The sequence below is a fragment of the Micromonospora sp. NPDC003197 genome (genome assembly GCF_053590565.1).
The window spans coordinates 96,195-121,056 of sequence record NZ_JBSFTE010000014.1 but is presented as its reverse complement, the minus strand read 5'-3'; the positions used below and the strand labels follow the sequence as shown (position 1 = coordinate 121,056).

23 protein-coding genes are annotated in these 24,862 nt (G+C 68.3%); 5 read left to right on the top strand and 18 right to left on the bottom strand.

Annotation, left to right across the window (positions count from 1 at the left end; all coding sequences use genetic code 11):
• Window positions 1–170: 170 nt before the first annotated feature.
• The 11 genes from ACWDV4_RS17740 to ACWDV4_RS17690 all read right to left on the bottom strand — a co-directional run bounded on the left by ACWDV4_RS17740 (window position 171) and on the right by ACWDV4_RS17690 (window position 10,017).
• A complete protein-coding gene (locus tag ACWDV4_RS17740; protein WP_449979922.1) occupies window positions 171–581 on the bottom strand; it encodes a RidA family protein in 411 nt (136 codons plus the stop codon).
• Between the two features lie 93 nt (window positions 582–674).
• Window positions 675–1,430 carry a DUF1275 family protein gene (locus ACWDV4_RS17735; protein ID WP_449979919.1) on the bottom strand — a complete coding sequence of 252 codons (756 nt, stop codon included), beginning with the start codon at window positions 1,428–1,430 and terminating at the stop codon, window positions 675–677.
• A 9-nt stretch (window positions 1,431–1,439) separates the two neighbouring features.
• Entirely contained in the window at window positions 1,440–3,152 is a 1,713-nt protein-coding gene (gene amt / locus ACWDV4_RS17730; RefSeq protein ID WP_449979918.1) for an ammonium transporter, read from the bottom strand.
• An 80-nt stretch (window positions 3,153–3,232) separates the two neighbouring features.
• Window positions 3,233–4,270 (bottom strand): urea transporter, encoded by a 1,038-nt coding sequence (gene yut / locus ACWDV4_RS17725; RefSeq protein WP_449979915.1) that lies wholly within the window; start codon window positions 4,268–4,270, stop codon window positions 3,233–3,235.
• A gap of 28 nt (window positions 4,271–4,298) precedes the next feature.
• On the bottom strand, window positions 4,299–5,234 hold the full coding sequence (locus tag ACWDV4_RS17720) for an urease accessory protein UreD (RefSeq protein ID WP_449979913.1): 936 nt from the start codon (window positions 5,232–5,234) through the stop codon (window positions 4,299–4,301).
• Window positions 5,231–5,914: an urease accessory protein UreG gene (gene ureG, locus ACWDV4_RS17715; protein WP_449979910.1), complete on the bottom strand. Its 684-nt coding sequence runs from the start codon at window positions 5,912–5,914 to the stop codon at window positions 5,231–5,233. Before ureG ends, ACWDV4_RS17720 begins: the two co-directional genes overlap by 4 nt.
• Window positions 5,915–5,936: 22 nt before the next feature.
• Complete coding sequence (locus ACWDV4_RS17710; RefSeq protein ID WP_449980079.1) at window positions 5,937–6,617, bottom strand: urease accessory protein UreF; 681 nt, start codon at window positions 6,615–6,617, stop codon at window positions 5,937–5,939.
• Between the two features lie 23 nt (window positions 6,618–6,640).
• On the bottom strand, window positions 6,641–7,207 hold the full coding sequence (ureE, locus tag ACWDV4_RS17705; protein ID WP_449979909.1) for an urease accessory protein UreE: 567 nt from the start codon (window positions 7,205–7,207) through the stop codon (window positions 6,641–6,643).
• 106 nt (window positions 7,208–7,313) lie between these two features.
• Window positions 7,314–9,032: an urease subunit alpha gene (locus tag ACWDV4_RS17700; RefSeq protein ID WP_449979907.1), complete on the bottom strand. Its 1,719-nt coding sequence runs from the start codon at window positions 9,030–9,032 to the stop codon at window positions 7,314–7,316.
• A 51-nt stretch (window positions 9,033–9,083) separates the two neighbouring features.
• Window positions 9,084–9,632, bottom strand: a complete 549-nt coding sequence (locus ACWDV4_RS17695) for an urease subunit beta (protein WP_449979904.1) — start codon at window positions 9,630–9,632, stop codon at window positions 9,084–9,086.
• Window positions 9,633–9,714: 82 nt separating this feature from the next.
• Entirely contained in the window at window positions 9,715–10,017 is a 303-nt protein-coding gene (locus tag ACWDV4_RS17690) for an urease subunit gamma (RefSeq protein ID WP_449979901.1), read from the bottom strand.
• Between the two features lie 265 nt (window positions 10,018–10,282).
• On the opposite strand from ACWDV4_RS17690, the gene ACWDV4_RS17685 reads away from it, so the two are divergent.
• Complete coding sequence (locus ACWDV4_RS17685; protein WP_449979899.1) at window positions 10,283–12,676, top strand: M4 family metallopeptidase; 2,394 nt, start codon at window positions 10,283–10,285, stop codon at window positions 12,674–12,676.
• A gap of 105 nt (window positions 12,677–12,781) precedes the next feature.
• On the opposite strand, the gene ACWDV4_RS17680 is transcribed toward ACWDV4_RS17685, so the two are convergent.
• From ACWDV4_RS17680 to dusB, 4 genes are all read right to left on the bottom strand, one after another.
• Complete coding sequence (locus tag ACWDV4_RS17680) at window positions 12,782–14,008, bottom strand: deoxyguanosinetriphosphate triphosphohydrolase (protein WP_449979896.1); 1,227 nt, start codon at window positions 14,006–14,008, stop codon at window positions 12,782–12,784.
• A gap of 12 nt (window positions 14,009–14,020) precedes the next feature.
• Window positions 14,021–14,377 (bottom strand): VOC family protein, encoded by a 357-nt coding sequence (locus ACWDV4_RS17675; RefSeq protein WP_449979893.1) that lies wholly within the window; start codon window positions 14,375–14,377, stop codon window positions 14,021–14,023.
• A gap of 260 nt (window positions 14,378–14,637) precedes the next feature.
• A complete protein-coding gene (gene ppdK, locus ACWDV4_RS17670) occupies window positions 14,638–17,409 on the bottom strand; it encodes a pyruvate, phosphate dikinase (RefSeq protein WP_449979890.1) in 2,772 nt (923 codons plus the stop codon).
• A gap of 210 nt (window positions 17,410–17,619) precedes the next feature.
• Window positions 17,620–18,771, bottom strand: coding sequence for a tRNA dihydrouridine synthase DusB (gene dusB, locus ACWDV4_RS17665; RefSeq protein ID WP_449979887.1), 1,152 nt, complete (start codon window positions 18,769–18,771; stop codon window positions 17,620–17,622).
• Between the two features lie 201 nt (window positions 18,772–18,972).
• On the opposite strand from dusB, the gene ACWDV4_RS17660 reads away from it, so the two are divergent.
• Complete coding sequence (locus ACWDV4_RS17660; protein WP_449979885.1) at window positions 18,973–20,013, top strand: type IV toxin-antitoxin system AbiEi family antitoxin domain-containing protein; 1,041 nt, start codon at window positions 18,973–18,975, stop codon at window positions 20,011–20,013.
• Here ACWDV4_RS17660 and ACWDV4_RS17655 read toward each other — a convergent pair.
• From ACWDV4_RS17655 to ACWDV4_RS17645, 3 genes are all read right to left on the bottom strand, one after another.
• Window positions 19,983–21,362, bottom strand: coding sequence for a glycine--tRNA ligase (locus ACWDV4_RS17655; RefSeq protein ID WP_449979882.1), 1,380 nt, complete (start codon window positions 21,360–21,362; stop codon window positions 19,983–19,985). The two genes, ACWDV4_RS17660 and ACWDV4_RS17655, sit on opposite strands and share 31 nt — an antisense overlap.
• A gap of 216 nt (window positions 21,363–21,578) precedes the next feature.
• Window positions 21,579–22,082: an Rv0361 family membrane protein gene (locus ACWDV4_RS17650; protein WP_449979879.1), complete on the bottom strand. Its 504-nt coding sequence runs from the start codon at window positions 22,080–22,082 to the stop codon at window positions 21,579–21,581.
• 232 nt (window positions 22,083–22,314) lie between these two features.
• Window positions 22,315–22,656, bottom strand: coding sequence for an antibiotic biosynthesis monooxygenase family protein (locus ACWDV4_RS17645; protein ID WP_449979877.1), 342 nt, complete (start codon window positions 22,654–22,656; stop codon window positions 22,315–22,317).
• Between the two features lie 26 nt (window positions 22,657–22,682).
• Between ACWDV4_RS17645 and ACWDV4_RS17640 the strand changes: the two genes are divergently transcribed.
• From ACWDV4_RS17640 to ACWDV4_RS17630, 3 genes are all read left to right on the top strand, one after another.
• Complete coding sequence (locus ACWDV4_RS17640; RefSeq protein WP_449979874.1) at window positions 22,683–22,940, top strand: hypothetical protein; 258 nt, start codon at window positions 22,683–22,685, stop codon at window positions 22,938–22,940.
• A gap of 119 nt (window positions 22,941–23,059) precedes the next feature.
• Window positions 23,060–24,079 (top strand): metal ABC transporter substrate-binding protein, encoded by a 1,020-nt coding sequence (locus ACWDV4_RS17635; protein ID WP_449979872.1) that lies wholly within the window; start codon window positions 23,060–23,062, stop codon window positions 24,077–24,079.
• On the top strand, window positions 24,076–24,861 hold the full coding sequence (locus ACWDV4_RS17630; protein ID WP_449979870.1) for a metal ABC transporter ATP-binding protein: 786 nt from the start codon (window positions 24,076–24,078) through the stop codon (window positions 24,859–24,861). Before ACWDV4_RS17635 ends, ACWDV4_RS17630 begins: the two co-directional genes overlap by 4 nt.
• Window position 24,862 lies beyond the last annotated feature (1 nt).

Here is a 24,862-nt window from a genome sequence, read left to right as displayed (position 1 = left end):
AGCAATAACGACACCGGCCCGGGGGTGGCACTCGCCCCCGGGCCGGTGTCGTTCACTGGCCGGTGTCGTTTACTGGCCGCTGCCGCCCGCTCGGACAATGCCGCCGTGGCCCACTCGGGCAGGGCCACCTGCCGCCCGGCTCAGTCGGGCAATGCCACCGGTCGCCCGGCTCAGTCGGGCAATGCCACGGTGAGGTCGACTTCGACGAGCTGCCCGATGTAGCCCAGTTGCGCGACGCCGAGCAGGGTGCTGGCCGTACTGAACGCCGGACCGATGACCGACCCGGTCAGCTGCCGCCAGACGTCACCCAACACCACGCTGTCGTTGCTGACCACATAGATCACCGACCGGACGACATGTTCCGGGCTAGCGTCGATCGCGGCCAGGGCCGCAGCGGCGTTCGCTACGACCTGGTCGACCTGGGCTTCCAGGTCGCCCGCTCCGACCAGGTTTCCGGCGCGGTCCAACGGGCACTGACCGGCCAGGTAGGCAGTCCGGCCGGCCTCGACGATGGTGACGTGGTGATATCCGGGATTGTCGTGAAGAGTGTCGGGATTGAGCCTGATGATCTTCGTCGCCATGTCGGCATTCTGGCCGGGCCCAAACCGATCCGCAGCCGAATTCCCTCGGCACCCCGAATCGCCAAGCACCCCGAATCGCCAAGCACCCCGTGTTCAGTCCATCGCCCCGAACCGGGGTGGACGCACAATCCCCAACAGCACGACCAGGCCGGCGACCGCGCCGACGAACACCCAGACCGGCCACGGCGTGACCAGGGCACCGAATCCCCCACCGGCGGCGTAGCAGCCGGTGCCGACGAATCCCAGCAGCCAGCGCCGGTTGCTGGAGCGACGCCGGTCACTGTGCCGTAGCCAGTTGACGAAGTTCTCCCCGGTGTTCAGCACCGTGCCGCTCTGATAGGTGGTCGTCGTCTTCACCCCGGCGGTACGGACGAACAACACCGCGTGCATGCCCATGCCGATCGCACCGACGGCGGCGAGCGGAACCCGCTGTGCGAGCCCAAACTGCCCGTGTCGTACGGCGAGAGCCTGCTCCAACCCGGCCCACAGCAGTACGACTCCGATCACGACGACCAGCTGCGGGCCAGGCGGCGCGCGACGATGCGACTCGACCCGGCGACGCAACAGGTGGGCCAAGCCTCCGCCGAGCCCGAATCCGACGATCGAGGCGAGCGCCGCTGGCCAGCCCGGAAAGTGTCCGGCCAGGCCCATCCCGAGGTGGATGAGGCTGCCCGACTGGTTCGCGACGAAGACCCCGTAGCGCAGCAGGCTGAACGCGTCGACGTACCCGGCGACCCCGGTGGCCAGGGCCAGCGCGAGCACCGGCTGGCGGAACTCGGATTCCGCGTCCTGCCACCGGCTAGCGTCACTGCCGCCCGGGGCCGGGCCCCCTCCCCCGCCACCGCTCATCGCAGCGGATCAGCTCGCACCACTGGACCCGGGCGGCGAGCCGCCGGAAGGGCCGCCACCGGGCCCGGGACGGAAGTCGTCGCTCGCTTCGGCGACCTGGACGAATCCCTCGGGATGCCCGGGCGAGAGTTGGTCGAAGACCTCCAGCACCGCCAGCACCTCCGCCTCCGGCACCAGCACCTCAACCCGGATCCGGCCGGCCAGTTCGAGGTCACGCCGGTAGCCCCGGACGACCTGGGGATGGGCGGGTGCGGTGGAGACGTGCGCCTCGGAGACCACGATCGAAACCGCTCCGGCGGCTTGCAACGCGTCCCGCAGGTCACCGGAGTGCACCACCGCCGCGTCCAGCAGCCCGATGACCAACCGGGTCTGGTCGGGCTTCGGCCGTACCGGTGTGCCGCCGACGATTGGCTGCGGACCCGGCCCACCGGTCGGCGAACCGCCGCCCGGCAGGCTGGAGACCGGGTCGAGATGGTAGGCGTCCATGCCCTGCTGGGTGTGGTCGAGTCGGCCCTCGTCGGCGACCGGCACCCGTAGCCCGATGGTCTTCTCAATGCCGGTGGCGATCAGCCAGGTCAGGACGAACGAGAACAGCACCACGACGAGTACGCCGACCACCTGGTTGCCGAGCAGCCGGAACCCGCCGCCGAAGAAGAGCCCGTCCGCGCTCAGAGTGTTGGCCCGCTTCTGCGCGAAGAGGCCCAGCAGCAGCGAGCCGAGCATGCCGCCGACCCAGTGCACGGCGAGTACGTCGAGCGCGTCGTCCAGCCGGAACAGGTACTTCAGCCGCAGCGCGGTGTGGCAGACGAAACCGGCGATCGCCCCGATCGCCAGCGCGGAGAGCGTGCTGACGAAGCCGGCGCACGGAGTGATCGTGGCCAGCCCGGCGACTGCGCCGGAGACCGCCCCCACCACAGTCGCGTGCCCGTCCTCCACCCGTTCCATCAGCAGCCAGATCAGCATTCCGGCCGCAGCGGCCAGATGGGTGTTGATCAGTGCCTGCGCGGCGACCCCGTTGGCCTGGAGTCCGTCCCCGCCGTTGAACCCGAACCAGCCGAACCAGAGGATGCCGGCACCGACGATCATCAGTGGCACCGAGTTCGGCAGGGTGTTGGTGTGGGGCCAGTTCCGTCGCCGGCCGACCACGAGCAGCAGGGCCAGTACGGCCGCCCCGGCCGAGGCGTGCACGACCATGCCGCCGGCCCAGTCCTGCGTACCCAGTTTGGCCAGCCATCCCCCGGGGTGCCAGAGCCAGTGTGCGACCGGCGCGTAGACGATGATCGACCAGATGGCGAGGAAGACCGCCCAGCCGGCGAACTTCAACCGGCCGGCGGTGGCTCCGGTGGCCAACGCGGGGGTGATCACCGCGAACATCATCTGGTACGCCACGAAGGCCAGTGCCGGAATGGTGACGCCCTCGGCGACCACCCGGAACGCCGGGGCGGGTGGGGTGCCGATGTCGAGCAGCCCGAAGAGCCCGAGGTTGCCGAAGAGTCCGCCACCGGCGTCGTCGCCGAAGGCGATGGTGTAGCCGAGCAGGACCCAGGTGACGCTGACCACCCCGAGCGCGATGATGTTCTGCTGCAACATCACCAGGGTGTTGCTCTTGGGCACCATGCCGGCGTAGAAGAGCGCCAGGCCGGGCGTCATGAAGAGCACCAGCCCAGCGCAGATCAACACCCAGGCGGTGTCACCTGCGCTGATCGTGGCCTGCGCGAGCATCCGTGCCCCCTTCCTCACCGGTCCGGCCGGCGGCTCAACGGTTGGATCCGACGTGACTCAACGGTTCTTTCCGACGCGGCTCAGTGGTTCTTTCCGACGTCTGGTTTGAGTGGTGCCATCAGCCCGCCGCGATAGGACTTGTGTTGCGGAATGGGGGTGAAGTTCTCCTTCGCGATGACGAACATCCAGGTGGCGAAGACGAACGGCGCGGTCAGGGTCGGGATGCCGTACGGGGCCAGCACGGTGGCGAGCATGGCCTGGATGAAGACGGTGACCACGATGCCGAACAGGGCGTAGAGCACCGCTGGCACGGAGGGCTTGAAGAGCACCGCCCCCAGGGCGATGGCGGTCAGTACGGCGTTGAAGCTCCACAGCCCGGTATCCACGTCCGTGGCCCCGGCCTTGAACCAGATCGCGATCAGGGCGGCGACGACGGTGCCGATGACGGCGAACAGCGCCACCCGCAGTGAGTTGATCGCCAGTCCGACCAGGATGATCACGCCGCTGATCCAACTGCCGATCAGGAAGACCTGGGCGACGCCCTCCAGCATGCCGAGCACGGTGTCGCCGCCGAAGTAGGCCGCCTCCGCCCCGCCGTGCCCAGGCAGCCCGGGTGGGGTCGCTGTCTTCACGTGCAGCCGGACGAGTTGATACGCCCCCATCAGCAGCGCCCAGGTGGTCAGGACGAACGGAAAGGTGAAGGCCGGCACTCCCCAGGTCTTCATGATGTTGCTGAGCGCGAACGTCACCACCGTGGTGGCCGCCGCACCGAACACCACGTACAGCCAGACCAGGGCACTGCCCCGGAGAAAGAGAAGCACCCCGATCCCGGTCAGCACTGGGCTGAAGCCGTACAGGCCGGACCGCAGCGAGTCCCGGTCCGCGCGCAGCAGTATGGCGGTCGCGGTACCGACGGCCACCCCGACGACCGCGCCGCCAATCAGGCGGGGATGGCCGCTGTCGAACGCCCCGACGGCGATCGCGATCAGGATCACCAGGCCGGTTACCGGGTTGTTCTGCAGCATCACCTGCGCCACGCCGCGCAGGCACGCGTCGACGAACTCGACGATGGGGCTGCGGTCGGCAAGCCGCTTCCACGATGCGGTGATGTCGGCCATCTGCTCTTCCCTTCCCGGTGCTGACCGGTCAGCGCCAACTGAAGGCGGGAGCGAAGGGCCGCCCCACCGCTTCCTGGCGGGCCAGCGCGCAGAACTCGCGTACCTGTGCCCGGACCGGTTCGGTCTCCGTACCGAGCACCTTGTAGATCAGCCCGGCGTCGTTGGGCAGCCGGCTCACCCCGGCCACCAGCGGTACGTCTTCCGCCCACACCGGCAGCGTCTGGTCGTAGACCCGGTTGGCGCAGTCCGGATCGGTCAACAGCACGACGTTGGCGAAGACGTGGAACTGGTCCATCACGCCCACCCGGTCCACCCCGAACTGCTCCGGTTCGATCAGGAACTTCTCGACGAACAGGTCCGGGCCCTCCGGTCGGGCCGCCCGCAGGGTGGAGGAGAAGACGTCGTACTGGAAGATCTCTCCGTCCCGGTGGTATTTGCGGCCGGGGGCGAGGATCTCCGCGTAGAGCATGGTCGCCGTCTCCGGCAGCCGGATCCGGGTGTACGTGATGAACCGGCTGTGCCGGTAGGGGATGGTCTGTTCCGGCAGGTACTCCAGGTAGGCGCCGTCGGCGAGGGTGATGTCCTGGATCTGGGACGCGTAGTTGGCGTCCATCTCCTGGATCTTCATGGCGGACTGGCTGGTCAGGTGGACCCGCGCCCCCTCGCCCAACGCGAGGTCGATCCGGAACCGGTCGCCCTGGAGCACCCCGCCGGAGGTGGTGAGCATGAAGACGCAGGCCATCTCCGGCATTGCCTCGTCCCAGTAGAGCGCCCGCTGCACCAGCAGTGGCGCCTGCCGGTAGAGGTCGGCGAGCACCGTCCGGTCGTCCCGCTCCTCGAACCGCATCCGCAGCACCCCCACCTTGCCGGGGGCGCCGCTGGGCAGCTGGGCCGGCTCGTCGTGGTACGGCGCCAGTTCCGGTGCGACGTCCAGGACGGGCAGGTCGGGATCGAGCGTGATCATGCCGGGATTTCCACGCCGACTGGGACTTCCACATCGGCTGGGATTTCCACGTCGGCTGGGATTTCCACGTCGAACAACGCGTTGCGCCGGACCAGGGCGATGAGTTCGTCGATCCCCTCGCCGGTCTTGCAGTTGGTGAAGACGAACGGCTTGCCCTGGCGCATCAGCTCAGCGTCGCGCGCCATCACGGACAGGTCCGCGTCGACGTACGGGGCGAGGTCGGTCTTGTTGATCACCAGGATGTCCGACTTCGAGATCCCCGGGCCGTTCTTGCGGGGAATCTTGTCACCGGCCGCCACGTCGATCACGTAGATGAAGTAGTCGACCAGGGCCGGGCTGAAGGTCAGCGTCAGGTTGTCGCCGCCGCTCTCGATGAGGACCAGGTCGCTGTCCGGGAACCGGGCCTCCATGTCCTCCACGGCGGCCAGGTTCATGCTCGGGTCCTCGCGTACGGCGGTGTGCGGGCAGGCACCCGTCTCGACCCCGACGATCCGCTCCTCGACCAGCACCCCGGTCAACGCCCGGCGTACGTGCTGGGCGTCCTCGGTGGTGACCACGTCGTTGGTGACCACCAGCACCCGCAGCCCGTTCTCGACCAGCCGGGGCACCATCGCCTCGATGATCGCGGTCTTGCCGCTGCCGACCGGGCCCCCGACGCCGATCCGACTCACTGTCTTCATAGCTCTCCCCCGACTTACGTTCTCAGTTCATGAACATCCGGACGTGCGCGTGTACGTGTGCCGCCGCCAGTACGTCGACCACCGGCGCGAAGGTGGCCATCTCCGACAGGTCCGCCCCGGCCACCCGTCGGTACTCCTCGGCGGCCGTGTCGTTGACGGCGAACAGGATCGCCTGGGTGTCGAGGTGGTCGACCCGCATCAGGCGGATGGCGGCGCTGAGCACCATCACCGCCGCGCCGTACTGGTGGGCGGCGAAGGCGTCCTCCTCGGGCAGGCCGAGGGTGGCGAAGAGCACGCCGAGCGCCACCGGATAGGTGACCGGCACGTGGTCCGAGGCGGTGTCCCGGAACCGCTTCTCCAACAGGGAGTCGCCGACGATGTGGGTGGCCGCCTCGGCGAGCTTGCGCCCCATCCGTATGGTCATCGTCCGGGTCTCCTCGTTGAGCTTGCGCAGGTGGACCGCCTCGTCGGCCCGGCGGATCCCGTCCAGGTCGCCGGCGACCGCGGACCGGTGCCCGGTGAGCAGGGCGATCCCGTCGCCGCTGGCCGCCTGGCGGGTGGTGGTCCGGACGAACTCGTGCAGGCTCGCCCGGTCCCGTACGACACCGTGCTGGATCGCCATCTCCAGCCCGTTGGAGAAGGCGAAGGCACCGACCGGGAACATCGAGTCGCCGAACTGGAGGATCCGCAGGGTCGTCGACATCGTGCGCACGGCTCGGCTCCTGATCAGTTGGCGCTGGCGGGCGGCAGGTGGCTGTGCGGGGTGGCGTCGGCACCCCCGAAGAGGCGGCGGGCCTCGTGCGGCGCGAGGTAGGCGATCACCTCGGTGCCGGGTACGAACTCGTGCGTGATCCCGACGAAGGCGTGGGTACGCATCACCGAGTCCATCACCTTGCGGTCGACGGTCAGCGGGACGTACATGCTGCCGCCCTTGACCACCGCGGGCCAGTGCTGGTTGCCGATGGCGTGGCCGAGTTCCACCGCCGAGCGGATCGCCAACTCGGTGGGTTGCCCGTCGAGTCCGCCCAGGTCGACGACCATCACCTCGCCGAGTTCGATCCGGGCGACGATGGCGGTGGTGGTGGGCTCGTCCCAGACGAGGATGTCCCCGTCCCGTAGGCGGGTGCCCCGCCCCAGGGAGATCGCCACCTCGGTGCCGTCCCGGGTCAGTTTGCGCAGACGGTTCTTCTGCGCCTCCCACTGGTCGAGCACGAGGTTGTCCACCTGGGCGGCCTTGAGCCGCACCTCCCAGTCGGGTTCGCCGGCGTTACCGACCACCGATTCCACGAGCATGTCGTTCTCTCCTTGGGTCGTTCGCTGGCCATCCTGGGTAGTTGGCCGGTCATCCTTGGGTCGTTCGCTGGCCATCCTGGGGTCGCTCGCTGGTCAGTCCCGCCGGTCAGCTGAAGAAGTAGAGCTGGCTCATCGGCAGGTTCTGGGCCGGTGGCACGGTGGCGTGCTTGCCGTCGACCTTGACCGCGAAGGTCTCCGGGTCGACCTCCAGCTTCGGCAGCTTGTCGTTGCGAATCATGTCCCGCTTGGTCAGTCCCCGGGTGCCGTACACCGGGATGATCTGGCGTTGCAGGCCGAGCTTCTCGGCGATTCCGTTCTCGTAGCCGGCCTGGGAGACGAAGGTGATGCAGTTCTGGGTGAGCGCCGAACCGAGCGCTCCGTACATGGGCCGGTAGTAGACCGGCTGCGGGGTGGGCAGGGACGCGTTCGGGTCGCCCATGATGGACCAGAGAATCTGGCCGTTCTTGATGACCATCTTGGGCTTGACCCCGAAGAAGGGCGGCTCCCACAGCACCAGGTCGGCCATCTTGCCCGGGGCGATCGACCCGAGTACGTGCGAGATGCCCTGGGTGATGGCCGGGTTGATGGTCATCTTGGCGACGTAGCGCAGCACCCGGAAGTTGTCGTTGTCCGGCGAGTCCTCGGCCAGCTTGCCTCGGACCCGCTTCATCTGGCCGGCGAGTTGGATGGTCCGCAGCCAGGTCTCCCCCACCCGGCCCATGGCCTGGGAGTCGCTGGACATCATCGAGATGATGCCCTCGTCCAGCAGTACGTCCTCAGCGGCGATGGTCTCCGGCCGGATCCGACTCTCGACGAATGCCACGTCGGAGGGGACCTTCGGGTTGAAGTTGTGGCAGACCATGATCATGTCGTACAGCTCGGCCTGGCTGTTGATGCCGTACGGCACGGTGGGCGTGGTGGAGCTGGGCAGGACGTTGGGCTGGCCGGCGACCTTGATGATGTCGGGGGCGTGACCGCCACCGGCGCCCTCGGTGTGGAAGGTGTGGATGGTTCGCCCCTCGAAGGCGGCGATGCTGTCCTCGATGTAGCCGCTCTCGTTGAGCGTGTCGGTGTGGATGCTGACCTGTACGTCGTACATCTCCGCCACGGTGAGCGCGGCCCGGATCGCCTCCGGCGGTGATCCCCAGTCCTCGTGCACCTTGAAGCTGGCCGCGCCCGCCTCCAGCTGTTCCATCAGCGGACCCCAGCCGGAGCTGTTGCCCTTGGCCAGGATGCCGACGTTGATCGGCAGCCCTTCGAGACCGCGCATCAACGCGTGGATGTTCCATGGGCCCGGGGTGATGGTCACGCCGTTCGAGCTGTCGCTCGGTCCGGTGCCACCGCCCCACAGGGTGGTCACGCCGTTGCTGAGCGCCGCGTACGCCTGCTGCGGGCAGACCATGTGCACGTGCGGGTCGATACCGGCCGCGGTCAGGATGAGGTGCTCACCGGAGATCGCGTCGGTGCCCACACCGGTCACCAGTCCCGGCGTGACCCCGTCCATGGTGTTCGGGTTACCGGCCTTGCCGATGCCGACGATCTTGCCGTCCTTGACCCCGACGTCAGCCTTGACCACGCCGATCGTCGCGTCGAGGACGGTCACGTTGGTGATGACGAGGTCGAGCACGCCCCCCGAGTTCTTGGTCTGGTTGTCGACCCCCATGCCGTCCCGGAGCGTCTTGCCACCGCCGTACATGACCTCGTCACCGAGGACCCGGAGGTCCTTTTCGATTTCGATGTAGAGCTCGGTGTCGGCCAGCCGGATCTTGTCGCCGGTGGTCGGGCCGTACATTCCGGCATATTCCTGCCGGGAGATCTGGCTCATCGTGGACTCTCTCTCCTGGGGCTGCCTCGGCCGACCCCGTCACCGGACCGCCTACTGGTTCTTGCCTTTGCCCTTGCCGTTCCCTTGGCCGCCACCTTGGGCACCGCTTTGACTGCCGCTTTGACCGCCACCTTGGCCGCCGCCCGATTTGCCGCCGCCCGACTTGCCGGAGCTCGACTTGAAGCCTCGGAGTTCGGCCTGGTGCATCGCCTCCGATCGGTCCGGCTGATATCCCGGAATTGGCCCCGGGCCGGTCCAGCCATTGACCAGACCGTTGAATCCGTACACCCGTTGCCGACCACCGAACGGCACGAGTTGTACGGTCTTCTTGTCACCTGGTTCGAATCGGATCGACGTTGTCGCGGGAATGTCCAACCGCCAACCGAAGGTGGCCTCCCGGTCGAATTCGAGATTCCGGTTGGTCTCGTAGAAGTGGTAGTGGGAGCCGACCTGGATCGGCCGGTCACCGGTGTTGTGGACCTCGATCTGCTGGGTGGGCCGTCCCGCGTTCAACTCCACCGGCTGGTCGGACAGGACGTATCCGCCAATCGGCCGCAGATGCTTGTGATTGGGTCCAGGATGCCGCTTGGGCTCCGTCATTTCGTCCTCGCATTCGTGGGTCCGCGTCCTGGCCACCGCCGGGGCCGGCGGTGCCACAGCAACCGAGGGCTGGCTAACCGGCTCACTGAACCGGCGAATGGATGGTCACCAGGCGGCTGCCATCGGTGAATACCGCCTCGACCTGGACCATGGGCAGCATTTCCGCGACGCCCTCCATCACGTCCGCCTTGGTCAGTACATGCGCCGCGTCGTGCATCACCTCTTCGACGGTCTTCCCCTCGCGCGCCCCCTCCAGGGCAGCAGCGGAAATGATCGCCACCGACTCCGGATGGTTCAGCTTTATCCCCTTGTCTCGGCGCGCGTTAGCGATCTGCGCCATCGAAAGAATGGTCAGCTTGTCAAACTCTTTCGGGGTAAGATGCACGGTCCATCCCTTTCACGCGATCATCGACGCGTAGGGCCGTTTCCACGCCAAGGGCGAGCGTTGGCGATGCTGCTCCACAGTTGGCGGCACGCGTCCAGCGAGGTCAGCGTAACAACGCATATGCCGCAGTGTTGGACAAAACAGAGAAGCTGACCACATCACCCATTGCCCCCGTCTGCCGGCGCATCCGAATGGAATTCACCTCTTCCCTTTCCCGCACGAGATCGCTATATCTACATGGCTGACTATCTCTCGGGAGGAACGAGTGAAGAGATCCTTCGCTGCCGCCAGCGCCATGCTGCTCACCAGCGGCCTGCTGGCCTGCATCACATCGACCGCACAGGCGGCGCCACCAGCGCCGGCAGCGGACCCAACCCCTGTCGGGCGAGCCAACGAGGTGCTCCGGACGAACCCGGGCGCCATCCAGGCCGCCGCTGGCGAGTCGTACACGGCGTACAGCTCCAAGGTCGATCCGAACGGCACGGCACACGTCCGCTACAACCGCACCTACCAGGGGCTACGGGTCTACGGCGGCGACTTCGTCGTACACACCGCCGCCAATGGCACCTACTCCGGGGCCTCGGTCAGCCTGGCCGCCCCGCTGACGCTGGGCACCACCGCCAAGGTGGGCAAGGCCGACGCGGCGAAGACCGCCAAGGCGAAGTTCTCCGGCAAGATCACGTCGGTCGGTGAGGCCGAGCTGATCGTCGACGCCAGCTCCGGACACGGCCGTCTGGCCTGGGAAACGGTCGTCGAAGGCTGGGCCCCGGACGGTCAGACCCCGTCCAAGCTGCACGTCATCACCGACGCGACCACCGGCGCGTACCTCGGCTCCTTCGACGAGATCCACGCCGTCGCCGGCACCGGAAACAGCATCTACTCCGGCACGGTCACCGTCGACACCACGCAGTCCGGCTCGACCTACCAGATGATCGACCCGCTGCGCGGCAACGGCTCCACCTGCGACATGAACAACGGCACCTCGACGTGCACCACGTTCACCGACGCCGACAACATCTGGGGTACGGGGAACAACTCCAACCGGCAGTCGGCGGCGGCCGACGCACACTACGGCGCGGCGGTCACCTACGACTACTTCAAGAACGTGCACGCCCGTAACGGCATCTTCGGCAACGGCCAGGGCGTGCCGAGCCGGGTGCACTACGGCAACAACTACGTCAACGCCTTCTGGGACGGCTCCCGGATGACGTACGGCGACGGCTCAGGCAACGCCAAGCCGTTGGTCGCCATCGACGTGGCCGGCCACGAGATGAGCCACGGCGTGACGGAGAACGTGGTCTCGGGTGGGCTGACCTACTCCGGCGAGTCGGGTGGCCTCAACGAGGCGACCAGCGACATCTTCGGCTCCATGGTCGAGTTCTACGCCAACAACACCGCCGACGCCGGTGACTACCTGATCGGCGAGAAGATCGACATCCGGGGCACCGGCGCGCCGCTTCGCTACATGCACGACCCGACCCTGGACGGCAGCTCACACGGCTGCTGGTCGACCAGCACCAAGAACGTGGACGTGCACTACTCCTCGGGTGTCGCCAACCACTTCTTCTTCAACCTGGCCGAGGGCACCGGCAGCACCCAGTGGGGCACCTCGCCGATCTGCGGCTCGGCACCGAGCGTCACCGGCATCGGCCGGAGCAAGGCGGAGAAGATCTGGTTCCGCGCGCTGGACGTCTACTTCACCTCCAACACGTCGTACGTCAACACCAGCAACCCGGCCAACACCGCCCGGGCGTACACGCTGCGGGCCGCGACCGACCTGTACGGCACCTGCGGCACCGAGTACAAGGCGGTGCAGGCGGCCTGGACGGCGGTCAACGTGGCGGGCAACGACTCGCCCTGCTCGGTGGGCGACGACTTCTCCGTGTCGCTGTCGCCGACCTCCGGCGCGGTCAACCCGGGTAGCTCCGTCTCCACCACCGTCGCCACCGCCACCACCAGCGGCACCGCCCAGACCGTCACCTTCACCGCCAGCGGCCTGCCCACCGGTGCCACCGCCACCTTCACCCCCAGCTCGGTGACCTCCGGCGCCTCCGCCACCCTCACCATCGGCACCAGCGCCAGCACCCCCGCCGGCACCTACACCGTCACCGTCACCGGCGCCGGTACGGCGGGGAACCGCACCTCCACCTACACCCTCACCGTCAACGGCTCCGGTGGCACCTGCTCCAGCCCCGGCCAGAAGCTTGGTAACCCCGGCTTCGAGACCGGCACCACCCCCTGGACCGGCACCACCGCCGCCATCGGCTCCTTCACCCAGCAACCCGCCCACGGCGGCACCCGCGTCGCCTGGCTCGGCGGCAACGGACGCACCACCACCGAAACCCTCTCCCAGAGCGTCACCCTGCCCGCCGGCTGCACCAACTACAACCTGACCTTCTGGCTGCACATCGACACCGCCGAAACCACCAGCAGCGTCGCCTACGACAACCTCCGAGTCCAGGTCCTCAACTCGGCCGGCACCGTCCTGGGCACCCTGGCCACCTACTCCAACCTCAACAAGGCCACCGGCTACAGCCAGAAGACCTTCTCCCTCAACAGCTACGCCGGCCAGACCATCACCCTCCGGTTCACCGCCACCGAGGACATCTCCCTACAGACCTCCTTCGTCGTCGATGACACCGACCTCACCGTCTCCTGACCCCACCCTGAACACACACTGATCCACCGCACACGCTGAGCCGGCGGTCATCCTCCACGGGATGGCCGCCGGTTCGGTGTTGTCCGACCGGTCATCGGTGCGGGATCAGCCAGCCAGTCGCCGATGCCAGGACACGGCGGCTGGGTCGGTCAACGACGCCACCTGGTCGACCACCACGCGCAGCCGTGCGGCGTCGTCCCCGGCAGCCCGCCACAGTGCCGCGAAGACCGGATCGAGGGTGGCCGGGGCACCAGCCAGAAGCGCATGCACCAGCTCGGTGAGCAGTTCCCGCTGCTGTTCGTACCGCCGCTCTGCCCCGGTCCGGCGCATGACGTAGCGCAACGCGATCCCCTTGAGCAGGGCGCACTGCGCCCGGATTCGCCGGGGCACCATCAGGTCAGCGGCGTACCGGCGGACCGGATCAGCGCCAAAACGCTCCTGGGTCGCGGTCACCACCGTCGCGACGAACCGTCCGGTTAGGACGCTCGTCGTACGTTTCAACGCCACCTGCGCCCGATGGCTGCCGTCGTAGCAGGTCAGCGGGGCCAACGCTGGATCGTCGAGCAGATCGGTCAGCACCTCGGCCAGATCGGTGGCGGACTCGGGAGAATAGACCGCCGCCACGTCGGCACAGAGTGCAGCCCGCTCGTCCGCGTCCATCATCAGCGAGCGAAGGTCGACGTAGCCACCGTGCACGCCGTCCTCCACGTCGTGCACCGAATAGGCAACGTCGTCGGCCCAGTCCATCACCTGCGCCTCCAGGCAGCGAGCCCGGTCCGGCGCACCCTGCCGCAGCCAGGCAAAGACCTCGGCGTCGTCGGCGTACACCCCGAACTTGCGCCGGCCGGGCTCGCGCGGCCACGGATACTTGCAGGTGGCGTCGAGCGAGGCCCGGGTCAGGTTGAGGCCGGCTGACGTACCGTCCGGGGCGAGCACCTTGGCTTCCAGCCGGGTCAGTACGCGCAGCGTCTGTGCGTTGCCCTCGAAGCCGCCGCAGGACTGCGCCACGGCGTCCAACGCCTCCTCGCCGTTGTGCCCGAACGGTGGATGCCCGAGATCGTGGGCGAGTCCGGCGACATCGACCACGTCCGGATCGCAGCCGAGCCGGCCGCCCATCTCCCGGGCGATCTGGGCAACCTCCAGGGAATGGGTCAGCCGGGTACGCAGAAAGTCGTCGGTGCCGGCGGTGTGCACCTGGGTCTTGGTGGCCAGCCGGCGGAAGCCCGCCGAGTGCAGCACCCGGGCCCGGTCCCGCTGGTACGGGCCGCGCCCGTGCCCGGTGTCCTTCGGTGCTTCGGTGACCCGGCGCTGCGCGTCACGCTCGCTGGTCACCTCACCAACCGCCTATCCGCGCTGCCGCAACACGCAGAACTCGTTGCCCTCCGGGTCGGCGAGCACCGTCCACGGGTCGTCCTCGGACTGTCCAATGTCGACATGCCGAGCGCCCATGTTGACCAGCCGTTCGATCTCGGCCTCCTGGTCGATCGGACGCAGGTCGATGTGCAGCCGGTTCTTCGCGCTTCCCTTGGCCTCGGCGACCCGGACGAAGGTCAGGCCGGGCGTCCCGTCGGTGGAGCGGCAAATCGTCACCTCGTCGGGCGTCTCGTAGGTGACCTGGTAGTCGAGCGCCTCAGCCCACCAGCGCGCCAGCCGCGCGGGATCCTGGGCGTCGACAACCAGACTCTCCCACAAGCTGCCCATCCGATACCTCCATCGAGGGGGGACGACGAATTCGAATGACGCATAGGTTACGCCGCGGTTCGTCGTCGGGTGACCCGACGGCCGGGTCGAACCATGTCGACCCGGCCTACCAGGCATTTCCAGTCCGGCTGCCCCACAAACCGCCCAGTGACCCGCTCAACAACTGCCCAACCCGGCCGCCCAGGGGCGCCCCGAGCCGGCCGCTCAAGACTCCCCGAACCGGCCGGCTCGGATAATCCCCGAACCGGCCGGTGGGCTGCTCAGCGGCTGTCCGAACCAGCGGATTCGATCGCGGCCCGGCCCGCCTCCAGCCGGGCCACCGGCACCCGGAACGGCGAGCAGGAAACATAGTCGAGTCCGACTTCGTGGAAGAAGTGCACCGACTCCGGGTCACCGCCGTGCTCACCGCAGACACCGAGCTTCAGTTCCGGCCGGGCGGCCCGGCCCTCCTCGGCCGCGATCCGGACCAGCCGGCCGACCCCGTCCCGGTCGATCGACTCGAACGGCGAGATGCCGAAGATGCCCAGTTCCAGGTAGCGCCAGAAGAAGGCACCCTCCACGTCGTCCCGGGAGAAGCCCCAGCCCATCTGGGTCAGGTCGTTGGTGCCGAACGAGAAGAACTGTGCCGCTTCGGCGATCTGCCCGGCGGTCAGCGCCGCCCGGGGCACCTCGATCATCGTGCCGATCAGCACCTCGACGCCGCAGTCCCGGGTCACCTCCGCGATGATCTTCTCGGCTTCGGCGCGTACGGTTTCCAGCTCCTGCACCGCGCCGACCAACGGCACCATGATCTCCGGTTTGGGCGTACCGCCCTGCTGGGCGCACTCCACCGCAGCCTCCACGATCGCCCGTACCTGCATACCGAAGAGGCCGGGAATGACCAGGCCGAGGCGTACGCCCCGCAGGCCCAGCATCGGGTTCTGCTCGTGCATGCGGCGGACGGCGGCGAGCAGCGCCTCCTCCTTGGCCACGTCCTCGCCCCGCTCCTGGGCCACCGCCACGTTCACCGCGAGTTGCTCCAACGGGGGCAGGAACTCGTGCAGCGGCGGGTCGATCAGCCGTACCGTGACCGGCAGGCCGTCCATCTCCCGGAAGATCTCCACGAAGTCGGCCCGTTGCAGCGGCAGCAGCGCGGCCAGCGCCGTCTCCCGCTCCTCCTCGGTCCGGGCCAGGATCAGCCGCTCCACCAACTCCCGCCGGTCGCCCAGGAACATGTGCTCGGTACGGCACAGACCGATGCCCTCAGCGCCGAACCGGCGGGCGCGGGCGGCGTCCGTACCGGTGTCGGCGTTCGTACGAACCGCCAGTCGCCGCTTGGCGTCGGCATGGCCCATGATCCGGTGTACCGCCTTGACCAGCACGTCGTCGGTCTCGGCTGGGTCGAGGTTGCCCTCGAAGTACTGGACCACCTCCGAGGGCATCACCGGCACCTCACCGAGATAGACCTTGCCGGTGGTGCCGTCGATGGAGACGACGTCACCCTCCCGGACGGTCTGTCCCGCCACGGTGAACTTCCGGCCCGGGACGTCGATGTCCAGTTCGTCGGCACCGGAGACACAGGTCTTACCCATGCCCCGGGCCACCACGGCGGCGTGGCTGGTCTTCCCGCCCCGGGAGGTGAGGATGCCCTGCGCGGCGATCATGCCGTTGAGGTCGTCCGGGTTGGTCTCCCGGCGGACCAGGATCACCTGCGCACCTTCGGCGGCCAGTTCGACCGCGCGGGCGGAGGTGAAGACCACCTTGCCGAACGCCGCGCCGGGGGACGCGCCGATGCCCTTGGCCACCGGCTGGAACTCGTGGTCCAGCTTGAACCGGGGGAACATCAGCTGGGCGAGCTGCGCCCCGTTGACCCGGTGCAGCGCCTCGTCGAGATCGATCAGGCCCTCGTCGACGAGCTGACCGGCGATGACGAACGCGGCGGCGGCGGTGCGCTTACCGACCCGGGTCTGCAGCATCCACAACTTGCCGCGCTCGATGGTGAACTCGATGTCGCACAGGTCACGGTAGTGCTCCTCCAGCCGGGCCATGATCCCGAGCAGTTCGTCGTACGACCGCTTGTCGAGCCTTTCCAGCTCCTGTAGCGGGACGGTGTTACGGATGCCGGCCACCACGTCCTCGCCCTGGGCGTTGGCCAGGTAGTCGCCGTAGATGCCCTGCGCCCCGCTGGCCGGATCCCGGGTGAAGGCGACTCCGGTGCCGGAGTCCGGGCCGAGGTTGCCGAAGACCATGGCGACGACGTTGACCGCGGTGCCGAGGTCGGCGGGGATCCGCTCCTGACGGCGGTAGAGTACGGCGCGCTCGGCGTTCCACGACTCGAAGACCGCACGGATCGCCAGGTCGAGCTGCTCCCGGGGCTCCTGGGGGAAGTCCCGCCCGGTGTGCTTTGCAAAGATCTTCTTGTACGCCTCGACCAGCGCCCGCAGGTCGGTCCCGTCGAGGTCCAGGTCGTTGGTGGCGCCCTTGGCCTGCTTGGCCGCATCGAGCGCGTGCTCGAACTCCTCCCCCGGCACGTTGCAGACCGTCTTGCCGAACATCTGGATGAGTCGACGGTAGGAGTCCCAGGCGAAGCGTTCCGCCCCGGCTGCGGAGTCGGCACCGGCGTTGCTGCCTGCGGCGTCGGCACCGGCTGCGGAGTTGGTGCCGCTGGCCTGTCGGGCCAAGCCGTGCACGCTCTCGTCGTTGAGGCCCACATTGAGAACGGTCTCCATCATGCCGGGCATGGAGAACTTGGCCCCGGAACGGACCGAAACCAGCAGTGGATCGTGCGGGTCGCCCAGCCGCTTGCCCATCCCCGCTTCCAGGGCGGCAAGGTGGCTGGCGATCTGCTCGGCCAGCCCGGCCGGTTCCGCACCGGTCGCCAGGTACGCCTGGCACGCCTCGGTGGTGATGGTGAATCCGGGCGGTACGGGCAGACCAAGGTTGGTCATCTCCGCCAGGTTGGCGCCTTTACCTCCGAGCAGATCCTTGAGTTCCTTGTTGCCCTCGGCGAAGTCGTACACATACTTGTGTCCCGCCGTCTCCTGCGATGCCACCGAAAGCCTCCCGCGCCGATCCGACACTGAACGAGGGTTAAAGTGGTCTCTTCGTACCCCGGCGTTGGGTTCCTTACCAGCCTTCGACAAGGTTCGGTGACAATAGGCACAGTCAGTGCAGGGTCCCCCGTTCGTGGCGGCTTTTGGGATCGCTTCCACGCGCAGGTTCGCGCACGTCGCCCGGCTTTTGACCGCAGCGGCTCCGGCGACTCAGCCGCCCGAATCGTCCAGTTCCGCGCCAGCCGGGACATCGTCACTGTCGCGGTCGGCCAGCCACCCATCCGGCAGGAACACCTTCCCCGGCGAGTTCGTCCGACCCCGGGGCTGGCCGAGGGTGCTGATCGGAAACGGCTCGGCCGGATCCAACTTGCCCAACAGGTCGTCCAACTCCGCGAGGCTCTCCACCATGGCCAAGGCCCGGCGCAGCTCGCTACCTACCGGAAACCCCTTCAGATACCAGGCGACATGCTTACGGAAGTCCGTACAGCCGTCCCGCTCAGCGCCAAAAGCTTCCGTAAGCAGTTCGGCGTGTCGGCGCATGGTGGCGGCCACCTCGCCGAGGCGCGGCAGGCGCCGCTCCGCACGCCCCTCGAAGGCCGCCGCCAGATCGGTGAAGAGCCAGGGGCGGCCCAGACAGCCCCGCCCCACGACCACCCCATCCACCCCGGTGTGCGCCACCATCCGCAGCGCATCGTCGGCCTCCCAGATGTCGCCGTTACCCAGCACCGGCACGTCCAGCGCCTGTTTCAGGGTGGCGATCGCATCCCAGTCGGCGGTACCCGAATAGCGCTGTGCGGCCGTACGCCCGTGTAGCGCCACCGCCGCCACCCCGGCGTCCTGGGCGGCCAGCCCGGCCTCGACGTACGTCAGATGGTCGTCGTCGATGCCCTTGCGCATCTTGACCGTGACCGGCACCCCGGCCGGGGCTGCCGCCGCCACCGCAGCCCGGACGAGCCGGGCGAAAAGCCGACGTCGCCAGGGCAGGGCCGACCCGCCACCCTTGCGGGTGACCTTGGGGACCGGGCAACCGAAGTTGAGGTCGATGTGGTCGGCAAGATCCTCTTCGACCACCATCCGCACCGCAGCCGCCGTGATCTCCGGGTCGGTGCCGTAAAGCTGAAGACTGCGGGGATACTCGTCCGCACCGAAGGCGATCATGCGGAGGGTCTTGGGATTACGCTCGACCAGCGCCCGAGTCGTGATCATCTCGCAGACGTAGAGCCCGCCCCCCTGTTCCCGACACAGCTGGCGGAACGCGACATTCGTGATCCCGGCCATCGGGGCGAGCACCACCGGCGGCCACACTTGGTGCCGCCCGAGGGTCAGCGGGCGTACGGCGGGCGGCAGCGCAGTCGTGGTCACCCTTCGAGGATTCCACGCCCCGCCCCGGTGAAAGGAAGGGCCCCTTCTTATCGCTTTTTGTATAGGAAGGGCCCCTTCCTAACACCCCGGCCATAGCACACTTCCTGCCACCGTGCGGCGTTGTGCACAGGCCACGAAGTTATCCACAGCTCGGGCGCAGGCGACCGACACGGGCGGCAATCAGTCGCCCATGCTGCACGCATGACCACCCCAACCACCCCTGACGAGGGCGGTACGACCATCGAGGCGATCGCGATCCGACAGCACCAGATCGTGACCCGCGCTCAACTGATCACCGCTGGCATCGACGACATGCACATCTATCGGCAGACGAGAGGCGGCCGTTGGCAGCGGATCCTGCCCGCGACGTACGCCCTCGTCACCGGCACACTCACCGACGAGCAGCGACGAATCGCCGCGGCGCTCTACGCCGGCCGGGGCGCGCAGATCAGCGGCCTGGCGGCGCTCAACTGGTACGGCTTCCGTTACGCGCCCAGGACCGATCTGGTGCAGTTGATCGTCCCGCATTGGGCCCGCCGCCGCTCCGCCGGTCATGCCGTGGTGTCCCGGGCACTCAGCCTGGACGAGCATGCTCGTGATGCCGGCCTCTACCCGGTTTGCTCGCCTGCGCGCGCCGTGGTCGACGCCGGGCGGGAGCTGCGTGACCTGCGTACGATCCGCGCGGTCGTGGCGGAAGCCATCCAACGCGACTTCACGAGCCTGCACGCCCTCGATCAGGAGGTGATCCGCGCCCGACGAAGCCGTACCTCCCTGGTCCGACGGGCGGTGAGCGAGGTCGTCGACGGCGTCCGCTCATCGCCAGAGGCCGACCTACGCGACTGTCTGTCCGTTAGTCGGTCGCTGCCCGCGATCCTGTGGAACCCCCAGCTGTACGGGCCAGACGGCACCCGGCTGCCCACCCCGGACGGCTATCTCGCCGATGCCGCGATCGCGCTGGAAGTCGACTCGCAGGAATACCACTTCACACCGACCGGGTGGCAACGCACGCTGGACCGGCACAACGAACTCAGCCGGTTCGGCGTACTGATCCTGCACTTCACGCCGGCGCAGATCCGGCGCGAGCCGGACCGGGTACGCCGCACGGTGGAGGACGCGTACCAGTCCCGCCGAGGGCTCGGCGCCCAGTGCCAAGTGTTAGGAAGGGCCCCTTCCTATGCAGAAAGCGATAAGAAGGGGCCCTTCCTAACATCTCAGCAGCCGGGGAGCCGCTCGATCAGGTAGTTCTCCACCCGGTCCAGCGGAATCCGTTCCTGGGTCATCGTGTCCCGGTCCCGCACGGTCACCGCGTTGTCGTCGAGGGTGTCGAAGTCGACCGTCACGCAGAACGGCGTACCGATCTCGTCCTGGCGACGGTAGCGGCGGCCGATCGCCTGCGAATCGTCGAACTCGACCACCCAGCGTCGACGCAACCGGGCCGCCAGGTCCTTCGCCTTCGGCGAGAGTGCCTCGTTACGCGACAACGGCAGCACCGCCACCTTGACCGGGGCCAACCGCGGGTCGAAGCGCATCACCGTACGCTTGTCGACCCCCCCCTTGGTGTTGGGCGCCTCGTCCTCGTCGTACGCCTCCAGCATGAAGGCGAGCACGGCGCGGGTCAGACCAGCCGCCGGCTCGATCACGTACGGCACCCACCGCTCGCCCTTCTCCTGGTCGAAGAAGGACAGGTCGACGCCGGAGTGCTTACTGTGCGTGGACAGATCGAAGTCGGTACGGTTGGCGATACCCTCCAACTCGGAGAACTCGGTCCCACCGAACATGAACTTGTATTCGATGTCGACCGTGCGCTTCGAGTAGTGGGACAGCTTCTCCTTCGGGTGCTCGTAGAACCGCAGGTTCGACTCGCTGAGACCCAGGTCGAGGTACCAGTTCCACCGCTCCTGGAGCCAGTATTCGTGCCACTGCTCGTCGGAACCGGGCTCGACGAAGAACTCCATCTCCATCTGCTCGAACTCCCGCGTACGGAAGATGAAGTTGCCCGGGGTGATCTCGTTGCGGAACGACTTGCCGGTCTGGGCGATGCCGAACGGGGGCTTCTTCCGGGCGGCGGTGGCGACGTTGTTGTAGTTGACGAAGATGCCCTGGGCGGTCTCCGGGCGCAGGTAGTGCAGCCCTTCCTCGCTCTCCACCGGGCCGAGGTAGGTCTTCATCAGGCCGTTGAACATCTTCGGCTCGGTGAAGGAGCCCTTCGCGCCACAGTTGGCGCAGTTGATCTCCGCCAGGCTGGCCGGGAGCCGACCGTGCTTGGCCTCGAACGCCTCCTCCAGGTGGTCGGCCCGGTAGCGCTTGTGGCAGGACTGGCACTCGGTCAGCGGGTCGACGAACGCGTCGAGGTGCCCCGAGGCGGCCCACACGTCCCGGGCCAGGATGACCGCGGAGTCCAGGCCGACGACGTCGTCGCGCTGCTGGACCATGGTCTTCCACCACTGGCGGCGGACGTTCTCCTTCAGCTCGACGCCGAGCGGACCGTAGTCCCACGCCGACCGGGTGCCCCCGTAGATCTCGCTGGACGGAAAGACGAAGCCGCGGCGCTTGGCGAGGCTGACGACGGCGTCGATACGGTCGGCTGGCATGAACTCTCCTCCTGCGCCGGCTGGCGGTCGGCGCGGACGTGATCCGATATGTGATTCGATGTGCGGCTCAGGAACCACCGTGGGAGGTCAACGGTACGGCCACCCACGGCCCAGGCCCAGGAGATTACCCCTGCCCAACCCCGGTGCCGTCAGCTGACCCTGCCCAGCTGCCCCAGCCCAGCCGCGTACCGTCAGCCGCCCAGCCACGTCGTACCGTCAGCTGATCCCGCACACCTCGAAGGTGCCGGTCTTGCTGTCCTGAGCGAGGGTGACCCGCAGGTTGTCCTGGCCACCGCTGCGGTAGGTGACGTCCACAGGGACGACGATCTCGTTGGTGACCATGCTCTGGTGGACCTGGTATCCGGCTATCTCCGGCTCGGCCGACACCCGCTGTTGGAAGTCGCGGGACGACTCGCGCCGTTGGTCCTCATCGCAGAGCAGGTCGTACGCCCGGCCGTACCGCCGGTTCTTCAACGCCTCGAAGTAGTCCCCGGCGACCGTACGGGCCTGTTCGTCGATGGCCTGGGTCCCGGAGACGGCGAGCCCGACCACGGCGACCACCCCACCGCCGCAGCAGAGCACCAGGGCGAGGGCCCCCACCCCCAGACCGATCCAGCGTCGGCGGCTGCGCCCCTCGGTGGGAGGTGCCGCGAACGGGGGCGCGACACCAGGACCGGGCGGCGGTGGTGGCGGGCCGCCCGGCACCGAGGGGCCGGGCATCGCCGGAAGGCCGGACGCCGTCGGACTGCCGGACGTTGGAAGGCCGGACGCCGTCGGACTGCCGGGCACTGGGAGTCCCGACGCCGTCGGACTGCCAGGCGCGTCGCCAGGTCCGGGAGACACCGGGTACGACCACGGCGGGCCGGTCGGTCCGGAAACGGTCATGAGGGCAAGGGTAGTGCTTCGACGGCCCGATGATCGGGACGAGTCACGGCACCGTCAGCCGGTCCGCTCACCGCCCCGGCTCCGTGGCCCGATCACTGGCGGCAACCTGCACTTCGCCGTTCGGGTCGGCGCTGGCCAGCGACTCGTACGCGGATGGCTCGTCGAGGGACTCGGCGAGCAGTGGAATGGAATGGATCTTGACATCGAAGGCGCCCAGTGCCCGGCGGTAGGTGCCCACGGACTCCCATTCGGTGACCAGGACCCAGTGTCGGGGATCGTCGAGGGCGCGCAGTAGTTGTCCGCGCCGGTAGCCGGGCCGGGCCGCGAGGGCGGCCAACGCCATGTGCGCTCGCTCGGTGAAGTCCGCTGCGACACCCTCTTCGACCACGAACCGATTCGTGACAAGCACCCGCATCCTCCTCGTAAAGTCGTGAGATGCAGCGTACGCAGAGCGCCTTCCTGGCCCGGCTCGCCCGGCTGAATCCGACCGTCGTGTTCCTCGCCACGCTGACACTGGTGTTGGTGGCCTTCTTCGCGCCGGGGATCATCGGCGGCGCTCTGTTACTGGCTCTGGCGGCGGGACTGGCCCTACTCATGGTCAAAACCTGGCCGGTGCAGCTGCCAGCGACTCGCGCGGTACGACTGCTGGCGCTGACGCTGCTGGTGGCAGCCGCCCTCGTCAAGATCCTCTAGCCGGGGCCTGCGGTTAGGAAGGGCCCCTTCTTATACAAAAAGCGATAAGAAGGGGCCCTTCCTTGCATGCAAGCATGCGTTTTTGACAATCATTATCATTGGCGCGGAGAGTTGAGCACATGGAGATCCACCCCGCTGCCCGAACCCGACCCGTACTCCGAGCTGCACCTGGCTGGTCCACTCGGCGGCGCGTCCCCGTGGCCAGCCCGTCCCGCTGGCGCGGGGTGGCGGTCGCGGCGGCGCTGCTCGCCCTCGGCGGCGCGACCGCCTGCTCCACCGACTCCACCGGCCAGGACCCGAACCGCGTCGACGTGGTCGCCGGCTTCTACCCGTTGCAGTTCGTCACCGAGCGGATCGGCGGGGACGCCGTCCAGGTGACCAGCCTGGCCAAACCGGGTGCCGAGCCACACGACCTGGAACTCAACCCGCGACAGGTCGGCCAGGTGGTCGACGCGGAACTGATCGTCTATCTCAAGGGGTTCCAGCCAGCCGTCGACGAGGCGATCGCACAGGAGGCGGGCGACCGGGCGTTCGACGTGGCCACCGTGCAGCCGCTGCTCGGTGCCAGCGACGCCGGGCACACCCACGAGGAGGGCGAGGAACACGGCCACGGGGAGGAGGCCGGCGAGAAGGACCCGCACGTCTGGCTCGACCCCGAACGGCTGGCCACCATCGGTGACCGGCTCGCCGAGCGGCTGGGCAAGATCGCGCCGGACCACGCCGCCGACTACACCGCGCGGGCCAAGGCGCTGCGGGCCGACCTCGCGGCCCTGGACAAGGAGTACGCCGAAGGGCTGAAGACCTGCCAGCGCCGGGAGATCGTGGTCAGCCACACCGCGTTCGGCTACCTCGCCCAGCGGTACGACCTGGAGCAGATCGGGGTCTCCGGGCTGACGCCCGAGGACGAGCCTTCACCCAAACGGCTGGCCGAGGTCGCCACCGAGGCCCGGCAGCACGGTGCCACCACCATCTTCTTCGAGACCCAGGTCAGTTCGAAGGTCGCCGACACCATCGCCCGGGAGGTCGGGGCGAGCACAGCCGTACTCAACCCCATCGAGGGTGTCGAGGCCGGCGAGGACTACTTCACCGCGATGCGGGCCAACCTCGTCGCGCTACGGAAGGCGCTGGGCTGCTCATGATCGGGAAGAGGGAGCAGGGCAGCACCGACCAGCCCGTCGTGACGGTGACCCATGCCCAGGTCGCCTACGACAACCGCCCGGTGCTGCGGGACGTCTCGTTCACGTTGACCGCCGGTGAGGTGGTCGCCGTACTCGGGGCGAACGGGTCGGGCAAGTCGACGCTCATCCGTACCATCCTCGGCCTCGTCCCGCTCACCAGCGGGTCGATCGAGCTCTTCGGCACGCCACAACGCCGGTTCCGCAAGTGGTGGCGGATCGGCTACGTCCCGCAGCGCATCGGGGCGGGCAGTGGTGTACCAGCCACCGTCGCCGAAGTGGTCGCCGCCGGCCGGCTCGCCCGTCGGGGCGTACTGCGCCCGGCCGGAGCCGCCGACCGCAAGGCAGTGGCCGACGCGCTACACGCCGTCGGGCTCGCCGACCGGGCCGGTGACTCGGTGGCCACCCTCTCCGGCGGCCAGCAGCAACGCACCCTGATCGCCCGGGCCCTGGCCGGTGAGCCCGACCTACTGGTCCTCGACGAGCCCACCGCCGGGGTGGACGTGGCCAGCCAGGCGGCGTTCGCCGAGGCGCTGCGCGGGTTCATCGCCCGGGGCGGCACGGTACTGCTGGTCGCCCACGAACTCGGCCCGCTGGCACCGTTGATCAGCCGGGCGCTGGTCGTACACGAGGGGCGGATCGCGCACGACGGACCGGTACCGGAGCCGGCCGGCCATCACGCGGACCCCGACCATGACCACGTCCATCCGCACGGACCGGACGAGCCGACCGGGATGTGGAGCTGAC